Source organism: Yersinia sp. IP36721 (assembly GCF_003634395.1).
In the GTDB taxonomy this organism is placed as follows: domain Bacteria; phylum Pseudomonadota; class Gammaproteobacteria; order Enterobacterales; family Enterobacteriaceae; genus Yersinia; species Yersinia entomophaga.
In genome coordinates this window covers 1-16,391 of sequence record NZ_QCZL01000028.1, presented here as the reverse complement: position 1 = coordinate 16,391, position 16,391 = coordinate 1, and the positions used below count along the sequence as shown (strand labels likewise).

The window sequence follows — 16,391 nt, the reverse complement described above, 5'->3', positions numbered from 1 at the left end:
TAATTTAAATTATTGGTCCATGCTTAGACTCGAAATATAAACCAGAACCTGAGTTATATTGGAAATTATTGATCCGAAACCGCAAGGAGATAGGCATGTCATTTAAATCATTACGTAATATCCCATTGGCTGGTTTGCTGCTGTGCGCAGCCACCGCGTCATTTGCTGCCGCTACCAGCCCGACTACGCCAGCGGATATGAGCTGTAAAGAGTTTATCGACCTGAACCCGAAAAGCTTCACTCCGGTCGTATTCTGGATGTTGAATGACGATACGCAATATAAAAAAGGCGATTTCGTTGACTATCAAGAAATTGATACCGTTGTAACGCCGAAGGTGGTTGAGTTATGTAAGAAATCACCAGAGAAGAAGGTCAGCGACTTTAAGCAAGATATTGTTAACTTCGCGAAAAAACACCTGTAATCGTTTTCAGAGACTCCCTCTCGGCCGCAGGGGAGTCTCTGTTATTTCTCTTTTATGGTTGAGTTGAATAGTTGAGCGATTAGGTTACAACGTCACTAATCAGGTTGCGTGACTTAACAACAACGCTCCCCTTTTCATCTCAGTCGAAGTGGACTACAGAGACTTAGACTTTAAGAATGCTGCATGGTCGACGAACATTTTCACCGGATCAAGATGCACTGGCACTACGCCAGCCGTTTGGTTGACCGCATCCATATGGTCCATTGAATAATTCGAACGAATAACTTTACCTAAATGCATACTAAAACGCCCTACCATGCCATCGTTCTGTTCTGCCTCTCTAATAAAGAATTGTGAACCAACGCGCATCGCGATATGCAGTGGATCAGCTGTATTCAACCCTTGCTCAAGAATCCCTCCTTGGATAAATCCACCCCATGAATAGTAATGAACGCCGTTTTCAACTTCCTTGCCTTCGCCCCCCCATTTCTCTGGCAGACCCTGCGGATATTTGGCGTTAAATTCCGTAACGCCTTTCGTGGTTAATGCATCCAGTGACGCAATAGCATCCTGAGGCAGTTCTGGATGACCACTGAGTAAAGACATTAAATTTGTGAATGTAGAGACAACCAAATTAGCCACTGATTCAGGCAGGCCACCTTCGACAAAGGCTTCACGAACCCGATCGGCAAACTCTGAACCGTGGTTGACACCGTTAACCGAAGTGACAGACGCCACCAGGTCAGGACGCATCGCGGCAGCATAACGGCAGGCTAAAGGCCCTTGGCTGTGGCCGATGAGATTCACCTTTTTCGCTCCGGTTTTATTCAAAATATATCGAATAAAATCAAGTAGTTGCTCACCTCTCGTTTCATTTGAATTGGTTGCAGAAACTGACGCAGTGAACACTTGTGCACCGGCAACTTCCAATGCTGGCTGGATTTTGAAAAAGTAGGGATAGCCCAGCATTTTGTCAAAACCAAATAGGCCGTGTACTAAAATAATAGGGTACTGTGTTTTTGTTGAAGTTTTCATATTACTCATCCTTGAATTAATTTTCATTATGTGTACAGCAATATACTGTATATATGCACAGCATTTATATGGTGGATAAAATACAACAGGAAAATAATGCGAAATGCGCAAATGATGACCAGCATCATGTTTGCAGCTCCGATTGTAACCCACAATAAACACTTTAGTTACACTAATGAAACTTTCTCTATTTTCTTCATTGAGGGCAGTCAAAATTAAAGGGTTTCGACTTCATCATAACCAGCCATTAAAAAAACAAAAAAATATAGCTTTATTTACAATTGGTTATAAATTAACTGACGATAAAAATCTTAGAGATAAAGACTCGGGGAGAGGCATCTGTTTTGCCGTCTACTATGGAAAAACAGATGATAGATAAAATAAAATGATGATAAAGATAAATGCCAGTCCTACTCATCTGCGCCTGGCGCCCAACCTTATTTATAAACAGGTACAATATTTAGTGCACTTATTGAGCAATGGCCTTAATTTCGACCATTAATCCATAGTGCAATTCGGCTACGGGTACTACGCAACGCACTGACCGATGTTCCCCTAAACAATGAGCGTATAATTGATTGAATTGCAAGCACAATCCTTCATCGTTCAGATACCCCCGAATCCGTATCAACGCACTGCAATCGCAGCCACAACTAAGCAGTACGCGATCTATATTGTCGAATACCTGTGCCAACTGAGATTCAACTGGCTGATTCGTCAACGGTTTCCCTAGAGCAATTATGGTCAACTGGCCGAAAAGATAGGCCCGGCCGTCGGCGCAGGCTACGTGGCTGTCATGGCCTGGCGGCGGATTTCTATTAAGATTTATCAGGTGAATATCAGAGATTAATTTTCCTGCTGGATGAAGTGGGCAAAGCGGCTGAGATCCACATTTCCACCGGAAATTATCACCCCGACCCGTTTGCCGCGCAGGTCCAGCGCCTCCCCAAACGCCACGGCGGCCGCCAGACATCCCGTAGGCTCGGCCAGTATTTTCATCCGACTAGCAAGAAATTTCATGGTTGTAATTAACTCAGCGTCGCTGGCGGTAAGTATGTCGTCCACTCGTTCTTGTATCACCGGAAAAGTATAGTTTCCCAGAAATGGCGTCTGCGCACCGTCGGCAATAGTGTGCGGCGTAGCGATTTTCACAATTTTCCCACTGCGAAAGCTCTGCTGCCCGTCATTACCCGCTTCAGGCTCAGCGCCGATCACCAAACAGTGTGGATTCAAAGCCTTGGCGGCCGTGGCGCAGCCAGATAACAGACCGCCACCGCCCAAAGGAACGATGAGTACATCCAGGTCCCCCACTTCCTCAAACAGTTCTTTCGCCGCCGTGCCCTGCCCAGCCATTACATGGGGATGATCATAGGGAGGTATCAGCGTTAAACCTCGTTCAGCCGCCAATCGTTTTCCAATCGCATCGCGATCTTCGGTATAGCGATCGTAGAGAATGACTTCGCCACCGTAACCTTTGGTAGCGGCAATTTTCACCGCTGGCGCATCAATAGGCATAATGATGGTGGCGCGGATGCCCAGTTTTCGCGCGGCCAGTGCGATGGCCTGAGCATGATTGCCAGATGAAAAAGTGACGACCCCCTTCTCTCGCTGCTCTGGTGTTAACTGCGCTAAAGCGTTAAAAGCGCCGCGAAACTTAAAAGCGCCCATGTGCTGAAAATTTTCACATTTGAAAAACAACGACGCTCCGGTTTGGGCGTCTGCCGTGGCAGAAGTGAATACCGGTGTTTTGACTACTTCATCGGCAATACGTTGATGTGCCTGTACAATATCGTCATATCCAATTGCGAGCCGGGGCATTTTCAACTTCCTTCATCAGTTGGGAGATAGGTATAAACTGTGGAGCGCGCGACCCCAAAATTGTTGGCCACGACTGTTTGCGCATTTTTCAAATCCATCAATCCTTCCTTGGCCAATTGCCGAACCACTTCACGGCGTTGAGCCGGCGTCAGGCCGCGTGGCGTGGTGTTCCAGGCCGTGGCGAATTGTTCCAATCGCGCACGCAGAGTTTCCAAACGCGGGGATTGCAGATTTTCCTGAATGTCATTGGGCAACGTTTGCGTCAGCTGCGCCAGACTGCTGCTAACGGCGGAGAACAGAGAAATATCCATATTGAGGCAGAGCGCACCAATAAACTCTCCTTTGCTATTTTTCAAACCGATAGAGGTGCTTTTGGCTGGGCGACCATCGGGAAACTGATTGGGGTAGTTTTGGAGCACTTCGGGAAAGTTAGGATCGGCTATGCGGCTCAACCCCAGTTCTGTAGCAGGTTCCCCCACTTCTCGTCCGGACAAATTATTAGCAATTGCCACAATGGCGTACTCCGGATGGGTTAAATCGTGCAGCACGAATTCCACCAGCGGCGCAAAAGTGTTTCCTAAGGCTTCGACAATTTTTTTGCTCTCTCGAAGTAAGAGCTGGTCTTCTGTAAGTTTCATTTCTGAATTATTGTCATTAAGTGACATAATGTCAAATACTGACAATAATTACCGTCCACATATTTTTAGGCAATAAAAAAGCTGCACCAGGCAGCTTTTTACAGAGTTCCATTTCACCTATCGCACATCATCATAGGTGAAATAAATAGAGGCTATTTCGCTTGTTCACTCAGTGAAATCGAGCTTTTTAACGCCTGATCCTGCTGATGACGTTCCAAAGCGAGTTCAATCAGTGTAGTGATAAGCTCGGTAGAATTGATGCCAGTGGCGCGCCACAGCTTCGGATACATACTGATGTTGGTAAAACCAGGTAACGTATTGATTTCATTGATGACAATTTGGTTATCAGGCGTCAGGAACACGTCCACACGCGCCATACCCAAACACTCCAGAGTACGGAACGCTTCCACAGCTACGGCGCGAATATTATCGCTGATGTGTGGCTCCAGAACCGCCGGAATCACAACCTGAGCACCGCTGTCGCTAATATATTTGGTATCGTAAGAATAAAATTCATCGCTGATCACCACTTCGCCACACAGGCTGGCTTTCGGGCGATCGTTTCCCAATACCGCACATTCGATTTCACGCCCAACAATAGCCGATTCAACCAATACTTTATGGTCAAAACTGAAGGCCAGCTCGACCGCATGGGCAAATTCTACGGCATTACGAACTTTACTGACCCCAACGGAAGATCCCTGATTAGCCGGTTTGATAAACAGCGGCAACCCCAGTTTCTCCTGCACTTGCTCAAAAGTGTATTGGTGACGATTGGCGCGGGTTAAAGTGATAAACGGCGCAACGTTCAGCCCGGCATCCCGCAGCAGGCGCTTGGTCACGTCTTTATCCATACTGGCAGCCGAACCGACTACGCCAGAGCCGACAAAGGGAATGTTCGCCATGCGAAGCAAGCCCTGCAAAGAGCCATCTTCGCCTAGCGTACCGTGAACAATAGGGAAGACTACGTCCAGTTGCGTCAACGCTGCGGCATTACTTGCATCAATCAGTTGATGCTGTCGTTGGCCCGGCACCAAAGCGACGTTTTGATTCGAGTGATTCAGGGCGATCAACGCAGGGTTTTCCGCGTGTAACAGATAGCTCGACGCATCGTTAATATGCCACTGGCCCTGTTTATCAATGCCTAACAAGGTGACTTCAAATTTTTCCGTATCTACGGCATCAACAATATTTTTAGCCGATTGCAATGACACTTCATGCTCAGCCGACTTGCCACCAAAAATGACCCCAACCCGTATTTTCGTCACGCCAGATTCCTTCTTCAACCCATTACCAACCGATAAGTAAAGTCATGCTAAAATTCGCACAGCAACATTGTTATTCTGCTTTTGGGTAACCCCGGCACGTTAGTTATTCTGCCCCCGATAAATGGGCGGCGAAATGTGACAATTCAGTGCTCTAACAGCAGGCTCATCACACTAATACAGTTTTCTGCTCTACGTAAGTCTTTCCTTGCGGAATAAGACAATCTTGACGCTGGAAAAATCCTATTGCTAGCTAAATACTCTAACTAACCCCAACCTTGGCTTGGTTTTAATAAATTTCAGATCACAACCTGACGTATTCTGGTTAATAAAGCACCGCATTATTTTACAGCCATCTGGCATAAAAAATTCGATTAAAATATTTCCCCTTTCATAATTACGCCGTTAGGTAACTCTCTCTATCCGTGTAATAATCCATAGACAGGTAGCATTTAGTTACCTTATTTCAGTGAGTTACCGTGTATCGGTGATTTCCACACTCTTTCTACCGTTGCCTATTTTATTTGGCTAGCGTCAGGGACTCAGACTATGCGCAGGATTTTCCTTCTTCTTTCTTCACTTATGTTTTCATCTTATTCGTTGGCGGACTGCCAGAGCTTTATTCCTCAATTGGCGAAAACACTACATCCGGAATTAACGCTAGCGCCGTCAAACCTGAACATCTGTAAAGTCTGGCCCTATGCACCGGATAAAACTATTGTCGTGATGACCCTGATTTCGGATATTCCCGAACAGTATTCCGATCAACCGACTTATGATGTCGATGTATTAGTGGTCGATTCGGCTACCGGTAAGTTAATCGCTCACCGCTACGATCAAAAAGCCATCAGCGATGATGCGATTTATACCGATAACATTAGCATTGACACCGCACGCTATCAATTAACGGCGGAGAACCGCGCCTTCGGCATACGCACCTACCATCGCGGTTCATCGCGCGTTAATCCAATCGCGGACTACGTATTAACCTTATATAACCTGCAAGATGGCAAACTGAATAAATTAACTAAGCCGTTGCAGATGGATCAATATAGCGGCGAATGGGACGGTAACTGTACCGGTGAATTTTCCGAAGATAAACGCACGATTTCCGTCGCTAAAACCCAGACTCACGGCTTTAACGATCTGCAAATCAATTCGGTCACCACTTCCCGTCGCAGCGAATTATTAAAAGAAGATAACTGTGTCGATAAAGAAGTCAAAGTGAGGAAAAACAGTATGCTGTTGAAATACAACGGCACAGAATATTCAGTTCCTCAAAAAGCGTTAAGTTTTTATCCGTTTTAGCGAAAGCCCCTTTTTGTCAGCACAGCGCTGGGCATGCACCATGCCCAGCGAAACTTCACCCTGAATTTAACGCTAATATTTCAGCGAGATAATCAACATGACGGAACAACAGCGCGCGCCTTTAGCCATTGGCATCGATTTAGGCACGACCAATAGCCTGATTAGCGTTTGGCAAGAGGGGCAAGCGGTACTGATTCCCAACGCCTTAAACGAGTTTTTGACCCCATCGGTGGTCAGTATCGACGAGGACGGCTCTATTTTGGTGGGACGCGCCGCGCTTTCTCGCCTGACCACTCATCCAGAAAGGTCAGCCTCAGTGTTTAAACGCTATATGGGCAGCAAAAAGCAGTTCAAACTGGCTCAGCAAAACTTCGATGCGCCCGAACTGTCCGCTCTGGTGCTGAAATCCCTGAGGGCCGATGCAGAAAACTATCTCGGCCAACCGGTTAGCGACGTTGTGATTTCAGTTCCGGCCTATTTCAGTGATGAACAGCGCAAGCAAACCCGTTTTGCCGCTGAGCTGTCGGGGCTGAATGCGGTTCGGTTGATCAACGAGCCGACCGCCGCGTCCATGGCTTACGGTTTGCATACTCAGAATCACGGGCGCACTTTAGTGTTCGATTTGGGCGGTGGAACCTTCGATATTACCGTTCTGGAATACGCATTACCGCTGATCGAAGTTCAGGGTTCCGCCGGTGACAACTATCTGGGGGGCGAAGACTTCACTCAGGCGTTGATAAATGCGGCGCTGAAAGAGTGGCAATTGTCTGCCGAATCGATACCGGCAACGGATTTGTCTCGCCTCTACCACAGCGCCGAACAGCTGAAATATCAGTTCAATGGGCAAACGGCCCGCTACGAATTAAGCTGGCACTGGCAAGACAAGCATTGGTGTATGGCTCTGGATGAGCTACGTATTGAAGACATCTGGCTACCGCTGATCAATCGCCTGCGGGCGCCTATCGAACAGGCGTTGCACGATGCACGTTTGCAGCCACAGCAGTTGGATCATTTGGTGTTGGTCGGCGGCGCATCACGGATGAACATCATTCAGAAACTCGTGGTACGTTTATTCGGCAAACTGCCACATCAGCACCTCGATCCTAGCACTATTGTGGCGTTAGGTGCCGCCGCGCAGGCCGCCTGTCGTTTACGTAATGAAGATATCGAAGAAGTTATTTTGACCGATGTGTGCCCCTACACCCTAGGTATTGCTACCGCCGAGGAGAAACGCAGCGGTATTTTCTCACCGATTCTGGAACGAAATACCGTAGTACCCACTTCGCGGGTGGAGACTTACTCCACTCGCTATCCGAATCAAAAAGCCATCAGTATTGCCATTTATCAAGGGGAAAGTCCTCACGTAGATAACAATATCTTTATCGATGAGTTTGAAGTTCCAGTTCAGCCTAACGGACGCCTGCAATCTCTCGATGTGCGCTTCAGTTACGATATCAACGGGTTGTTAGAGGTGGACGTGAATATTCCAGACAGCGGCGGCACTTTTAGCAAAGTCATCGACCATAGCCCAACCGGACTGACAGAGCAGCAGCGTCGGGAAAGCCATCAACGTCTCAACTGCCTGAAAATCCATCCTCGCGACAGTCTGCACAATCGGGCGTTATTAGCGCGTATTGAGAAAGCCTGGGCGCAGACGTTAGGTGACCCGCGCAGGCAAATTGGCATTTGGTTACGGGAGTTCGAGACGGTGTTGGCCGGGCAGGATGAAGAGGTTATCGCGCCGATTCGTCAACAATTGGAACAGTTTCTCGACGATATGCAGCTATAAACCATTTAGGACTCAAGCGAGATATGTAGCTTAAACCGATCGTAACTTAAGCGAATTGCGACTTAAGCCCTATGCCGCGATAGCAGAGACGAAAACGCGGGAGGCACCTGCGACGGTGCCTCCCCTCGGTTATTCGCCATTGCCCGCTGGCGGCCCGCTATGGGTAAATCCAGGATAACTTTTACCGAAGAAAAACAGCAGCAACGGGAATAGGGTTAGCATACTGACCAAAGCCTGAAGGCGCGGGGATTCCTGATTGAGATCGTTGGCGCGACGAGTCAGACCGCTAAACAGATTTCCCACCATCAGGACAGAAAGTAGCAACGTATTAGGCAAAGTATCCAGCAGCACTATATCGCCAACCAAGCTAATCAGCAGGGTTCCACCCGCCACTTGCTTCACTAATCCTCCGCGGCCCAGGCGCGTTTTCAAACGCCAGAACTGCCAAAAGCGACTCACCTGACGCGGCGCATTTTTGAAACCGGCTAAACGCTCTCGCCCTAATTGTACCAACATAATGGCGGTTAATCGCAGCGCCGGATCTTCCTCTTCATCTTGCGCCCAAAGTAGCCATTCATCGCTCAATGATTGTTCCGGCAGATAGTCCGGGTTGTCATAAAAACGGAAATTACCGGTAGCCAGACTCAGTAAGCGTGGATTTTCCTTCAGTAACGCTGTTTTAGATTCCAGATGCGGCGGCGTGATATCCACGATCATTTTTTTAAACGCCGCTTCATCCCGGGTTTCCGTCTGTTGCTCTTGCAACGCTGCCACATAATCATACACACCGTGGTAGGAGAAGAAAGCCCACAGCAATGATTTATGAGGCATCGGCGATTGCGCCATCAGAGACTGCCACTTAGCCTGATAAAAATCGCAACCGCTAACGTGCGCGCAATACTGATAGTGAGCCACATAATCATCCACCGTCAGCGGCAAATGCGTCCAGCAAAGATAGTGGAGCCGGTCTTCCATGCGTAACTGATGTTTTAACTGCTCAACCCCGTTGCCCCGAGTCAAATCGACTCGTTTAAACGCTCGAAACAGCGAAAAAGCCAAATGCTGCGGCGGTAGAAGGCGTGGATCAGCCTGACAGATCGTCGCCATTTGATCATCGGCAAATCCCAGCATCAATATCAGCAAGATACCCTGACGGAAATCATCACGATGAGAAATATTTTGCGGCGCGGGTAGCTCGATTTTATCCATTGTAGACAAGAATGTGAGCCAATCCTTAATCGGTTCCAGTTTGGGCTGGTACAACTCGCTTTCATATAAATGTGCGAGATTCAACGCAGGTAAATGACGCCATTGCCACAACCACATTTGGCACTGACGGATCGCCGTTTCCTGACCCAATATTGACGGCATTGGTTGATCCTGCGGACTATTCAGCCAATGAATTAACCCGGCGATCACTGTGGAATGTGTTAGCCAATCCAATCGTTGGGCAGCCTGTCGCTGTAATCCATGTAAAATCAGGGCTGCCAGCGGCGAATCCGGTTGCGGTTCATCCAGAATATCCTGTAATAACGCTTCGTTCCCCAGTGCTAACATGCTGGCGTGCCAATACAAACGGTCGATCTCATTCTCACCGCGATTATTCAGCAAATGCGGGTACATACTCTCTAACCGATGCGCGCCCGATTTCCATTTCACCAGCGCTTCCCCTTGCGGAGAAAACGTCAGCTGCGATGCATTTCCCCAACGCACCTGCGTCTGAATCGATTGGGTCGGCCTCAGATATTGCTGCTCATCGTCATCGATTTCCATCGAGGTATCAGCCGGATAACTGGGGCGATCCAACGCCTGAATCAGCAATGGCAACATTTCCGGCTGCTCGCGGCGACACCAGGACAACATGCCCTGCTCGGCTTCAGCATGTTGATCTAACTGATACAAGGCCATCCAGTGAGCTATCGCCTGCTCGCCGTCGCCCAGTAAATTGGCATGGCGAGCGCACAGGTACAGCCAGTCCGCATCTCGCGGAGATTCTGCCAGTTTTGCCTGACAAAGGTCCCGCAGCCACGGGCTGGGGATTTCGGCTAAACTGAACCAACGAGCCATTTGCTGTAATAATTGCTGACAATCTGGCCAGAATATCGCTACCGGCATCAACAACCAGCGCCGTAACGCCGCGGCAGGCTGTTCCCAATAAAGCTGGCGCGCATGATGGAAATAAACCACAGTTTCCACCTGTGCGGGCAAACTCATCGACGACAGCAAGGAAAAATCGAACATATCTTCACGATAGATATGATTTAGAAATGCATCCATATCAGCCGCAGCTTGTAACGATATTTCATCTAGCCTCTTGCGCCATTGCAAACGTTCCGCCAGCAGCCGGACACAGTTAGCGGAAAGCGCAGCCCCCTGGTGAACGCGCCCTAACAGCGGCCAACGTAAACGATCGACTATTGTCACGCTGTATTGATCAAGATGATAAATGAAACGATGCCAGCTCTCCGGCTGATAGCGCTCGGTCGGATTGACTAATAGCTCATCGAATTCGCTCAGCAGACGTTGAATCGCCGGATAATCCTCATCGATAAACTCATCGTCGTCGTCGTCCTCATCTTCTTCAGAATCTGACTCATTATTGATGACGCTTATCCGTTGTTCACTCTCTGTGACATTATTCTGGTTCCACAGGGAACGGGAAATCACCGGTTTCTCCGCCCAGCGGCGCGCCTCATCATAGGCCGCACGCAGTCGCTTAAACCCTTCAGGATCGCTTTCCGGATGGAAGTCAGGCAAACGCTGACGATAAGCCGCCTGAATAATCTCCTGATCTTCCGTTGGAGCCACGCCCAGCAGTGCCCAGCAATTTGTCTCCATCACAGATTCACTCCCTGTAAAGATTCTGGTCGTTCTATTTCGATTATTTCGATTTGCCACGGAAGGCGCTTAAAGGTCGGGTTTCGGGTGAGATACAATTCGCTGGCATACTCCATGCTAGCCGCCGTGCCGCTGCATTGACTGAGGGCAAAATTCAGGGTTTCCGGCGTGTCGTTATCTTGCGTTAACCAATAGGCTCGGCCAATCAGAAAGGCGTTATAATAACTTTCCCAATCACCGTAATAATGCCTAGCGCGTGAAGCAAATTGGGTATGGAACCACAGATTTTCCTCTTCATTAATCCAACGGTTGAGCAGCCCAATGCGGCATAAAAAACTGACGCGAGCCAAATCCCAGGCCTGAATTCCTCCTTCACCGCAAATTGCCGCCGTCTCAGCGACCAGATTGAGCCAAACCTGCTCTCGCCCGGTGCGTTGAGCCACGTAATCCTGCCATTCCCTATGGCTAAAGCGATGCCACATATGATAATAACCTGCCAAATGTGGTGCGTGGCCGTCATCGGTCATCCGAACGACCATAGCGATCAGTTCCTCGCGATTATCCACGCCCCAGCTCTCGGTTAAATCTACCGTAGTATCAAAAGGATAGAATTTAGGGCAATCATAGGCCGCCCCCTGTTCCTGGTTCAGGGCAACCAAAGGCGCAGATAGCGTCAATAACCAGCGCTGATAATTTTGCTCAATCAAAGGAGTGTCCATTCATCTGAATTCGTTCTCGGTATCCGTTAGCAGTGAGCCACGAAAAATAAGGCATCACCGCTAAGATAAATGCCAGAGGCAAATTTGGGCGAAACGCCGCCCTTCGTATCAATAGTTAGCTTTAATTAGCTTTCGTAAACCCAGGTATGTTTAGGACACCCCTGCGGGCCGGGGGAAATTTGCTTACCACTTTCATCAAACTTTGTTTCGCACCCCCCTACAACCACGCCTTGTTTATAGATTCCGCGGCTTTTTACCTGTCCATTTGGGTAATAACAGATATTTTCGCCCTCTCGATGAGCCCCCTGATTATCCTTATACTCTTTCCCCTCGAGAACAAAAGCTTCAAAACCTTGCAGATGGACGCGACATTCAATCTGACCGTTCGGATAATAACTAGTCTGAATACGCGAATCATTTTTACCTAGCAGGGTTTCATCTTTTTTCTGCCCGTTGGGGTACCAGCTATTATTAGTTTGCTGACGTCCCCACAGATAATCTTTATCGCTCACTGGACTGCCATCGGGGTTAAATTCGCGCTGATGTCCGCAATAGCCGCTTTGTTCAAAACCATTACTGAATTGGCAAATGTTAGCCTCAATCAGCAATACACCTTTCTCATTGAATACCTGACGGATACCGGTATTTCTACCGCGAATGTAATCAGCAATTTCTTGAGGCTTACCGTTAGGGAAGTTATAGCGGAAGGAGCCATGCAGTTCTCCATTTAAAAATCCACGATCTGCACGTAACGTCACGCCATCTTCGTAATAAACAATTTCTCGTCCGTTTAGTTGTCCGTGTGCATAAGTACCACGAGACAGTAATTTACCTTGCTCGCTGTACACTTCTTTATCACCGGATAATTCACCAGATTTATAATTAGAATATTCCCGCAGTTGGCCTTTGGCATCAAATTTACGATATGCCCCGTCCCTTTGACCTTTGCTCAGCACTAGCTCTTCGCGACCGCCGTCTTCGGTCAAAATAAGCCAATCGCCGGTTCTGAGGTCGTGCAAATAGCTGCCGACTGCTCCGGGCATTCGCCAGTGACCTTCTTTTTCACCGTTTACGTAGTTTCCCTGCTCAGTAATCTTCCCTTTAAACTGTCTCTCGCTTGGGCCATTACGCCGATCGTTAACAAAAGTATCGAACCCCGTTAGGCCATAGTCTTCACTGGCTTCACCGTCACTAATTTCCCAACGCCCTTCGCGTTTGTCGTTCACCATCATGCCGGTGCGACTTGCTTCACGCCCGATGATTTTCCATTTACCGTGGCGTTTGCCGTAAACATAAGTGCCGAATAATTGCTCCTGTTCGCCGTTATTGATACTCCATTCGCCGGTTTCTTTCCCTTGTTTATATTGTCCGCGTGTCATAATTTCGCCCATTTGATAGACAATATATGGGCCATCTTCAGTACCGCGATATTGTTTAGGATCGGCTTCCCAGCTCATTCTGGCAATATGGTAACTTGGGCGCGCATCTTCTTCGCTAAATACCCAGCGGATATAAGTAACAGTCAGGAAAAGCCCTTCTTTTTGCTGGTATGTTTTTTTATAAAATACCGCGTCGGTAGAGAAGAGATCTTTAGGTTCAGGTATGGGTTGCTCGTCTTCATTAAAGTAGCTGACCAATTTCCCCTGCAAATGATCGATCGCGTCAAATTCCGCAATTCCGGTCGGCTGGTAAGTTATAGCGAGGTCGAATGGCGTCAATTTAGCTAATGCGGTTTTAATCATCACCGCCGTCGGCGCTTTTTGATTGCTGATAATCTTATCGAGGGCAGACTGCAATTTATCGACTTTAACAAAACCGCGACCATTCTCCCAATAGCGATAAGCTCGTAATTGATAGGCCTTGCCGGTTTTACTTAATACCAAGGTCAGCGGGCCAGCGTTATCCATATCGAAGAAAAAGACCGACTCAATACTGGCATGGCCAAAACGATCCAGCGTACGCTGTGTAGGATCCGGGTTAGCTTCGTCCTCACACAGACAATAATATCCGTTAACCCCATTGGCCTCTTTAATAAAGGCGATCACGGCGGTGCCTTCTCTGGCACCATAAATAACCGGGTGAGCCAGCATTTTGCCATCGAAGAAGTAAGATTGAGTTTCAGCTGCCTGAGCACCGCTTCCCAACGTCAACATCCCGGTTAATATGGCTATCCCTATACTTTTCATTTAACAATCAGCCTTAGCGCTCAGCAATTTTTAATAATTTATAAAATTGCGTGAGTGTATATGCCAAATTGTCTATTTAAGCAATATGATTAGTTGATTAACCAGTCTGCTGCCAAAACTGCTCTAATCAATTGACAATAAAAGAATAAAAATTTTGGATATGGCAGTGTTAAACCCCTTTATCTCTACATTTTTTAGTGACAGACACGGCGCTGAGGAATTTAACTCCCTAGCTCAAACGCCTGTTCAAAGGGCAAAATGTAGCATTTAGCTTAATTCAATTTTTATCGCCGCCATTCCATCTCAAAACACTGCAAATATTTTTGCGCTGACGGTGAAAAATACTCGCCCTCACGCAGCAAATTAAAATCATGGCGTAAATAAAATGCCAAAGCGTTGGGGGTTGAGGAAAGCCTCAGGGTATTAATACCGCGGGCAATAGCCTCCTGTTTAATAGCATCCAGTATCCGTGAACCCACGCCTTTTCCCTGATAGGTATCCCGCGTAAATACCGCTTCCACAGAATGATTTTTAAGATCGAGAAAGCCTGAACCAACGGGACAGATCCCTGCTTCATCATCTATAACAAAAAATGGATTGGCCATGATGACCGGAGGAAATCCCGATGGCATGACATCTGGCGTAAAAGCCGCAAGCGTGGCCTGATCATAAACGTTCCGACAGCCACTCCTAAGGGCATTATTTCTTAGCGCCCATAGCGCCTCGGCTTCTTCTACTCTGGCTTTTCTCACTTGCATAAACGCCCCTTTCTATAATGTCAATGTCGTCGTACCAAAGTATATTGCCCTATTGTGCCCATAGGGGCTGTGATTGCGCGTTCAAATAGCGTAATAGTTCCGCGAGATAAATCCGTTACTAATCATCAATAATAGATTTCAATGCAAACTGGAGGTAATATTATTCTCGTTGCTGATATATTTATCTTTACTGAGCAACAATAAGGTAAACGGAATTTAAGGGGAAATGAATGGACTTGAAAATAGTTTTTTTGCTGGCTTGCGCCACATTAGTTGCCGGATGTTCAAGCTCTTCCGATGCTGATTCTTACTATCAGTGTCACGATAAGACCTCAGCAGAATGTCGTGGTAAATATATGAGTTCTGGCCATGTGATAAATGAAAAAGGCCAGACTGACCGTCGAATGCAGCAGGTTCAACAACGCGGTCAACAGGACAACTCTACCGACGGTGGCGCTCGCTTTGGCTGGTAAGCCTTCAGTTTGCGTCTTTTGACCTCTACTGAAATCCTAAAAAGCCTATTACTCAGATAGCGCCGTCTGTTTCGGCGCTATCCTTATTTTCCCACTGGCGCAGTGCATTAAGATTGAAATCCTCTTGTTAAACTGCCCTGGAAAAACGCCTTAATAATAAACTTCAGTTTATCCTAACGACTTTTGGAGCAGATATGGCTCAGAATATTTATGATAACCCGGCATTTTTCGCTGGCTACGCACAATTGAATCGTTCAACTCAGGGGTTAAACGGCGCACCAGAATGGCCATCGATTGCCAAAATGCTACCCGACCTACACGATCTTAACGTTATTGATTTAGGTTGCGGCTACGGTTGGTTCTGCCGTTATGCCCGCGAGCAAGGTGCTCGGGAAGTTAAAGGTATTGATGTTTCCGCCAAAATGCTGGCCAAGGCCAATGAAATGACCGACGACAGCAAAATAAGCTACTGCCGTGAGGATCTGGAACAACTTAAATTACCGGAAAATAACTACGATTTAGTCTATAGCTCATTAGCTTTGCATTATGTCGTTAATCTATCGGCACTGTTCGACACGATTTTTCGCTCTCTTAAACCCGGTGGGAAATTTGTTTTCTCTGCCGAACACCCTATTTTTAGCGCACCGATCCAGCAGGGTTGGTTAACTGATGATAAAGGCCAAAGATCATGGCCGGTTAATCATTATCAGGCCGAAGGCAACCGCGTCACCAATTGGCTGGCAGACGGAGTGATTAAGCAGCATCGTACGTTAGCCACTTATATTAATCTGTTGATAGACGCCGGCTTTACTCTACATCGCCTTGAAGAATGGGGGCCTACGGCGCAGCAAATTGCAGAACAACCGGCATTGGATGAAGAAAAAGAGCGCCCAATGTTATTTTTGGTTTCTGCTACAAAATCTTAATGTGCCACTATTCCAGCTATATACATCGTCAGCGCAGGCCATTTAATTTCCTATAAAACCAGAAAACCCGCACAAGGCGGGTTTTTTGTTGGCAATTTTTATCGGATAGAAAACCGGGGATTTCTAACCTGATAATTAGCCGTTATTGCCTGTCTTTACAGGACAACAACATTGGCCGCCGAAGGCCCTTTCGCGCCGTTCTCAATCGAGAACTCT

The 16,391-nt window shown here is 47.5% G+C and carries 13 protein-coding genes; 5 read left to right on the top strand and 8 right to left on the bottom strand.

Annotation, left to right across the window (positions count from 1 at the left end; translation table 11 throughout):
- Nucleotides 1-95 precede the first annotated feature (95 nt).
- Nucleotides 96-422 carry an acid-activated periplasmic chaperone HdeB gene (gene hdeB / locus DBA33_RS17560; protein WP_064517900.1) on the top strand — a complete coding sequence of 109 codons (327 nt, stop codon included), beginning with the start codon at nt 96-98 and terminating at the stop codon, nt 420-422.
- A 153-nt stretch (nt 423-575) separates the two neighbouring features.
- Here hdeB and DBA33_RS17555 read toward each other — a convergent pair whose 3' ends face one another.
- The 4 genes from DBA33_RS17555 to ddlA all read right to left on the bottom strand — a co-directional run bounded on the left by DBA33_RS17555 (nt 576) and on the right by ddlA (nt 5,181).
- Nucleotides 576-1,457 (bottom strand): triacylglycerol lipase, encoded by an 882-nt coding sequence (locus DBA33_RS17555; RefSeq protein ID WP_064517898.1) that lies wholly within the window; start codon nt 1,455-1,457, stop codon nt 576-578.
- An 846-nt stretch (nt 1,458-2,303) separates the two neighbouring features.
- The gene (locus DBA33_RS17545) at nt 2,304-3,275 is read right to left on the bottom strand and encodes a threo-3-hydroxy-L-aspartate ammonia-lyase (protein WP_064517896.1); all 972 of its coding nucleotides are present in this window, start codon (nt 3,273-3,275) and stop codon (nt 2,304-2,306) included.
- 2 nt (nt 3,276-3,277) lie between these two features.
- Nucleotides 3,278-3,913 carry a PAS domain-containing protein gene (locus DBA33_RS17540; RefSeq protein WP_064518565.1) on the bottom strand — a complete coding sequence of 212 codons (636 nt, stop codon included), beginning with the start codon at nt 3,911-3,913 and terminating at the stop codon, nt 3,278-3,280.
- A gap of 152 nt (nt 3,914-4,065) precedes the next feature.
- Complete coding sequence (ddlA, locus tag DBA33_RS17535; RefSeq protein ID WP_064517894.1) at nt 4,066-5,181, bottom strand: D-alanine--D-alanine ligase; 1,116 nt, start codon at nt 5,179-5,181, stop codon at nt 4,066-4,068.
- 546 nt (nt 5,182-5,727) lie between these two features.
- Between ddlA and DBA33_RS17530 the strand changes: the two genes are divergently transcribed.
- Together DBA33_RS17530 and DBA33_RS17525 are read left to right on the top strand one after the other, a co-directional pair.
- A complete protein-coding gene (locus DBA33_RS17530) occupies nt 5,728-6,486 on the top strand; it encodes a hypothetical protein (RefSeq protein ID WP_128821890.1) in 759 nt (252 codons plus the stop codon).
- Between the two features lie 97 nt (nt 6,487-6,583).
- The gene (locus DBA33_RS17525) at nt 6,584-8,275 is read left to right on the top strand and encodes a molecular chaperone HscC (protein ID WP_120806900.1); all 1,692 of its coding nucleotides are present in this window, start codon (nt 6,584-6,586) and stop codon (nt 8,273-8,275) included.
- Nucleotides 8,276-8,404: 129 nt separating this feature from the next.
- Here DBA33_RS17525 and DBA33_RS17520 read toward each other — a convergent pair whose 3' ends face one another.
- The 4 genes from DBA33_RS17520 to DBA33_RS17505 form a co-directional block, all read right to left on the bottom strand.
- On the bottom strand, nt 8,405-11,116 hold the full coding sequence (locus DBA33_RS17520) for a J domain-containing protein (protein ID WP_162975235.1): 2,712 nt from the start codon (nt 11,114-11,116) through the stop codon (nt 8,405-8,407).
- Nucleotides 11,113-11,832 carry a DUF1266 domain-containing protein gene (locus tag DBA33_RS17515; protein WP_120806898.1) on the bottom strand — a complete coding sequence of 240 codons (720 nt, stop codon included), beginning with the start codon at nt 11,830-11,832 and terminating at the stop codon, nt 11,113-11,115. The genes DBA33_RS17520 and DBA33_RS17515 overlap by 4 nt, the downstream gene beginning before the upstream one ends.
- Nucleotides 11,833-11,957: 125 nt before the next feature.
- Nucleotides 11,958-14,018, bottom strand: a complete 2,061-nt coding sequence (locus DBA33_RS17510) for a hypothetical protein (RefSeq protein WP_120806897.1) — start codon at nt 14,016-14,018, stop codon at nt 11,958-11,960.
- Nucleotides 14,019-14,302: 284 nt separating this feature from the next.
- Nucleotides 14,303-14,776 (bottom strand): GNAT family N-acetyltransferase, encoded by a 474-nt coding sequence (locus tag DBA33_RS17505; RefSeq protein ID WP_120806896.1) that lies wholly within the window; start codon nt 14,774-14,776, stop codon nt 14,303-14,305.
- Between the two features lie 230 nt (nt 14,777-15,006).
- Between DBA33_RS17505 and DBA33_RS17500 the strand changes: the two genes are divergently transcribed.
- Nucleotides 15,007-15,249 carry a hypothetical protein gene (locus tag DBA33_RS17500; protein WP_064517882.1) on the top strand — a complete coding sequence of 81 codons (243 nt, stop codon included), beginning with the start codon at nt 15,007-15,009 and terminating at the stop codon, nt 15,247-15,249.
- 194 nt (nt 15,250-15,443) lie between these two features.
- Nucleotides 15,444-16,175, top strand: a complete 732-nt coding sequence (locus tag DBA33_RS17495; RefSeq protein WP_064517879.1) for a class I SAM-dependent methyltransferase — start codon at nt 15,444-15,446, stop codon at nt 16,173-16,175.
- Nucleotides 16,176-16,391 lie beyond the last annotated feature (216 nt).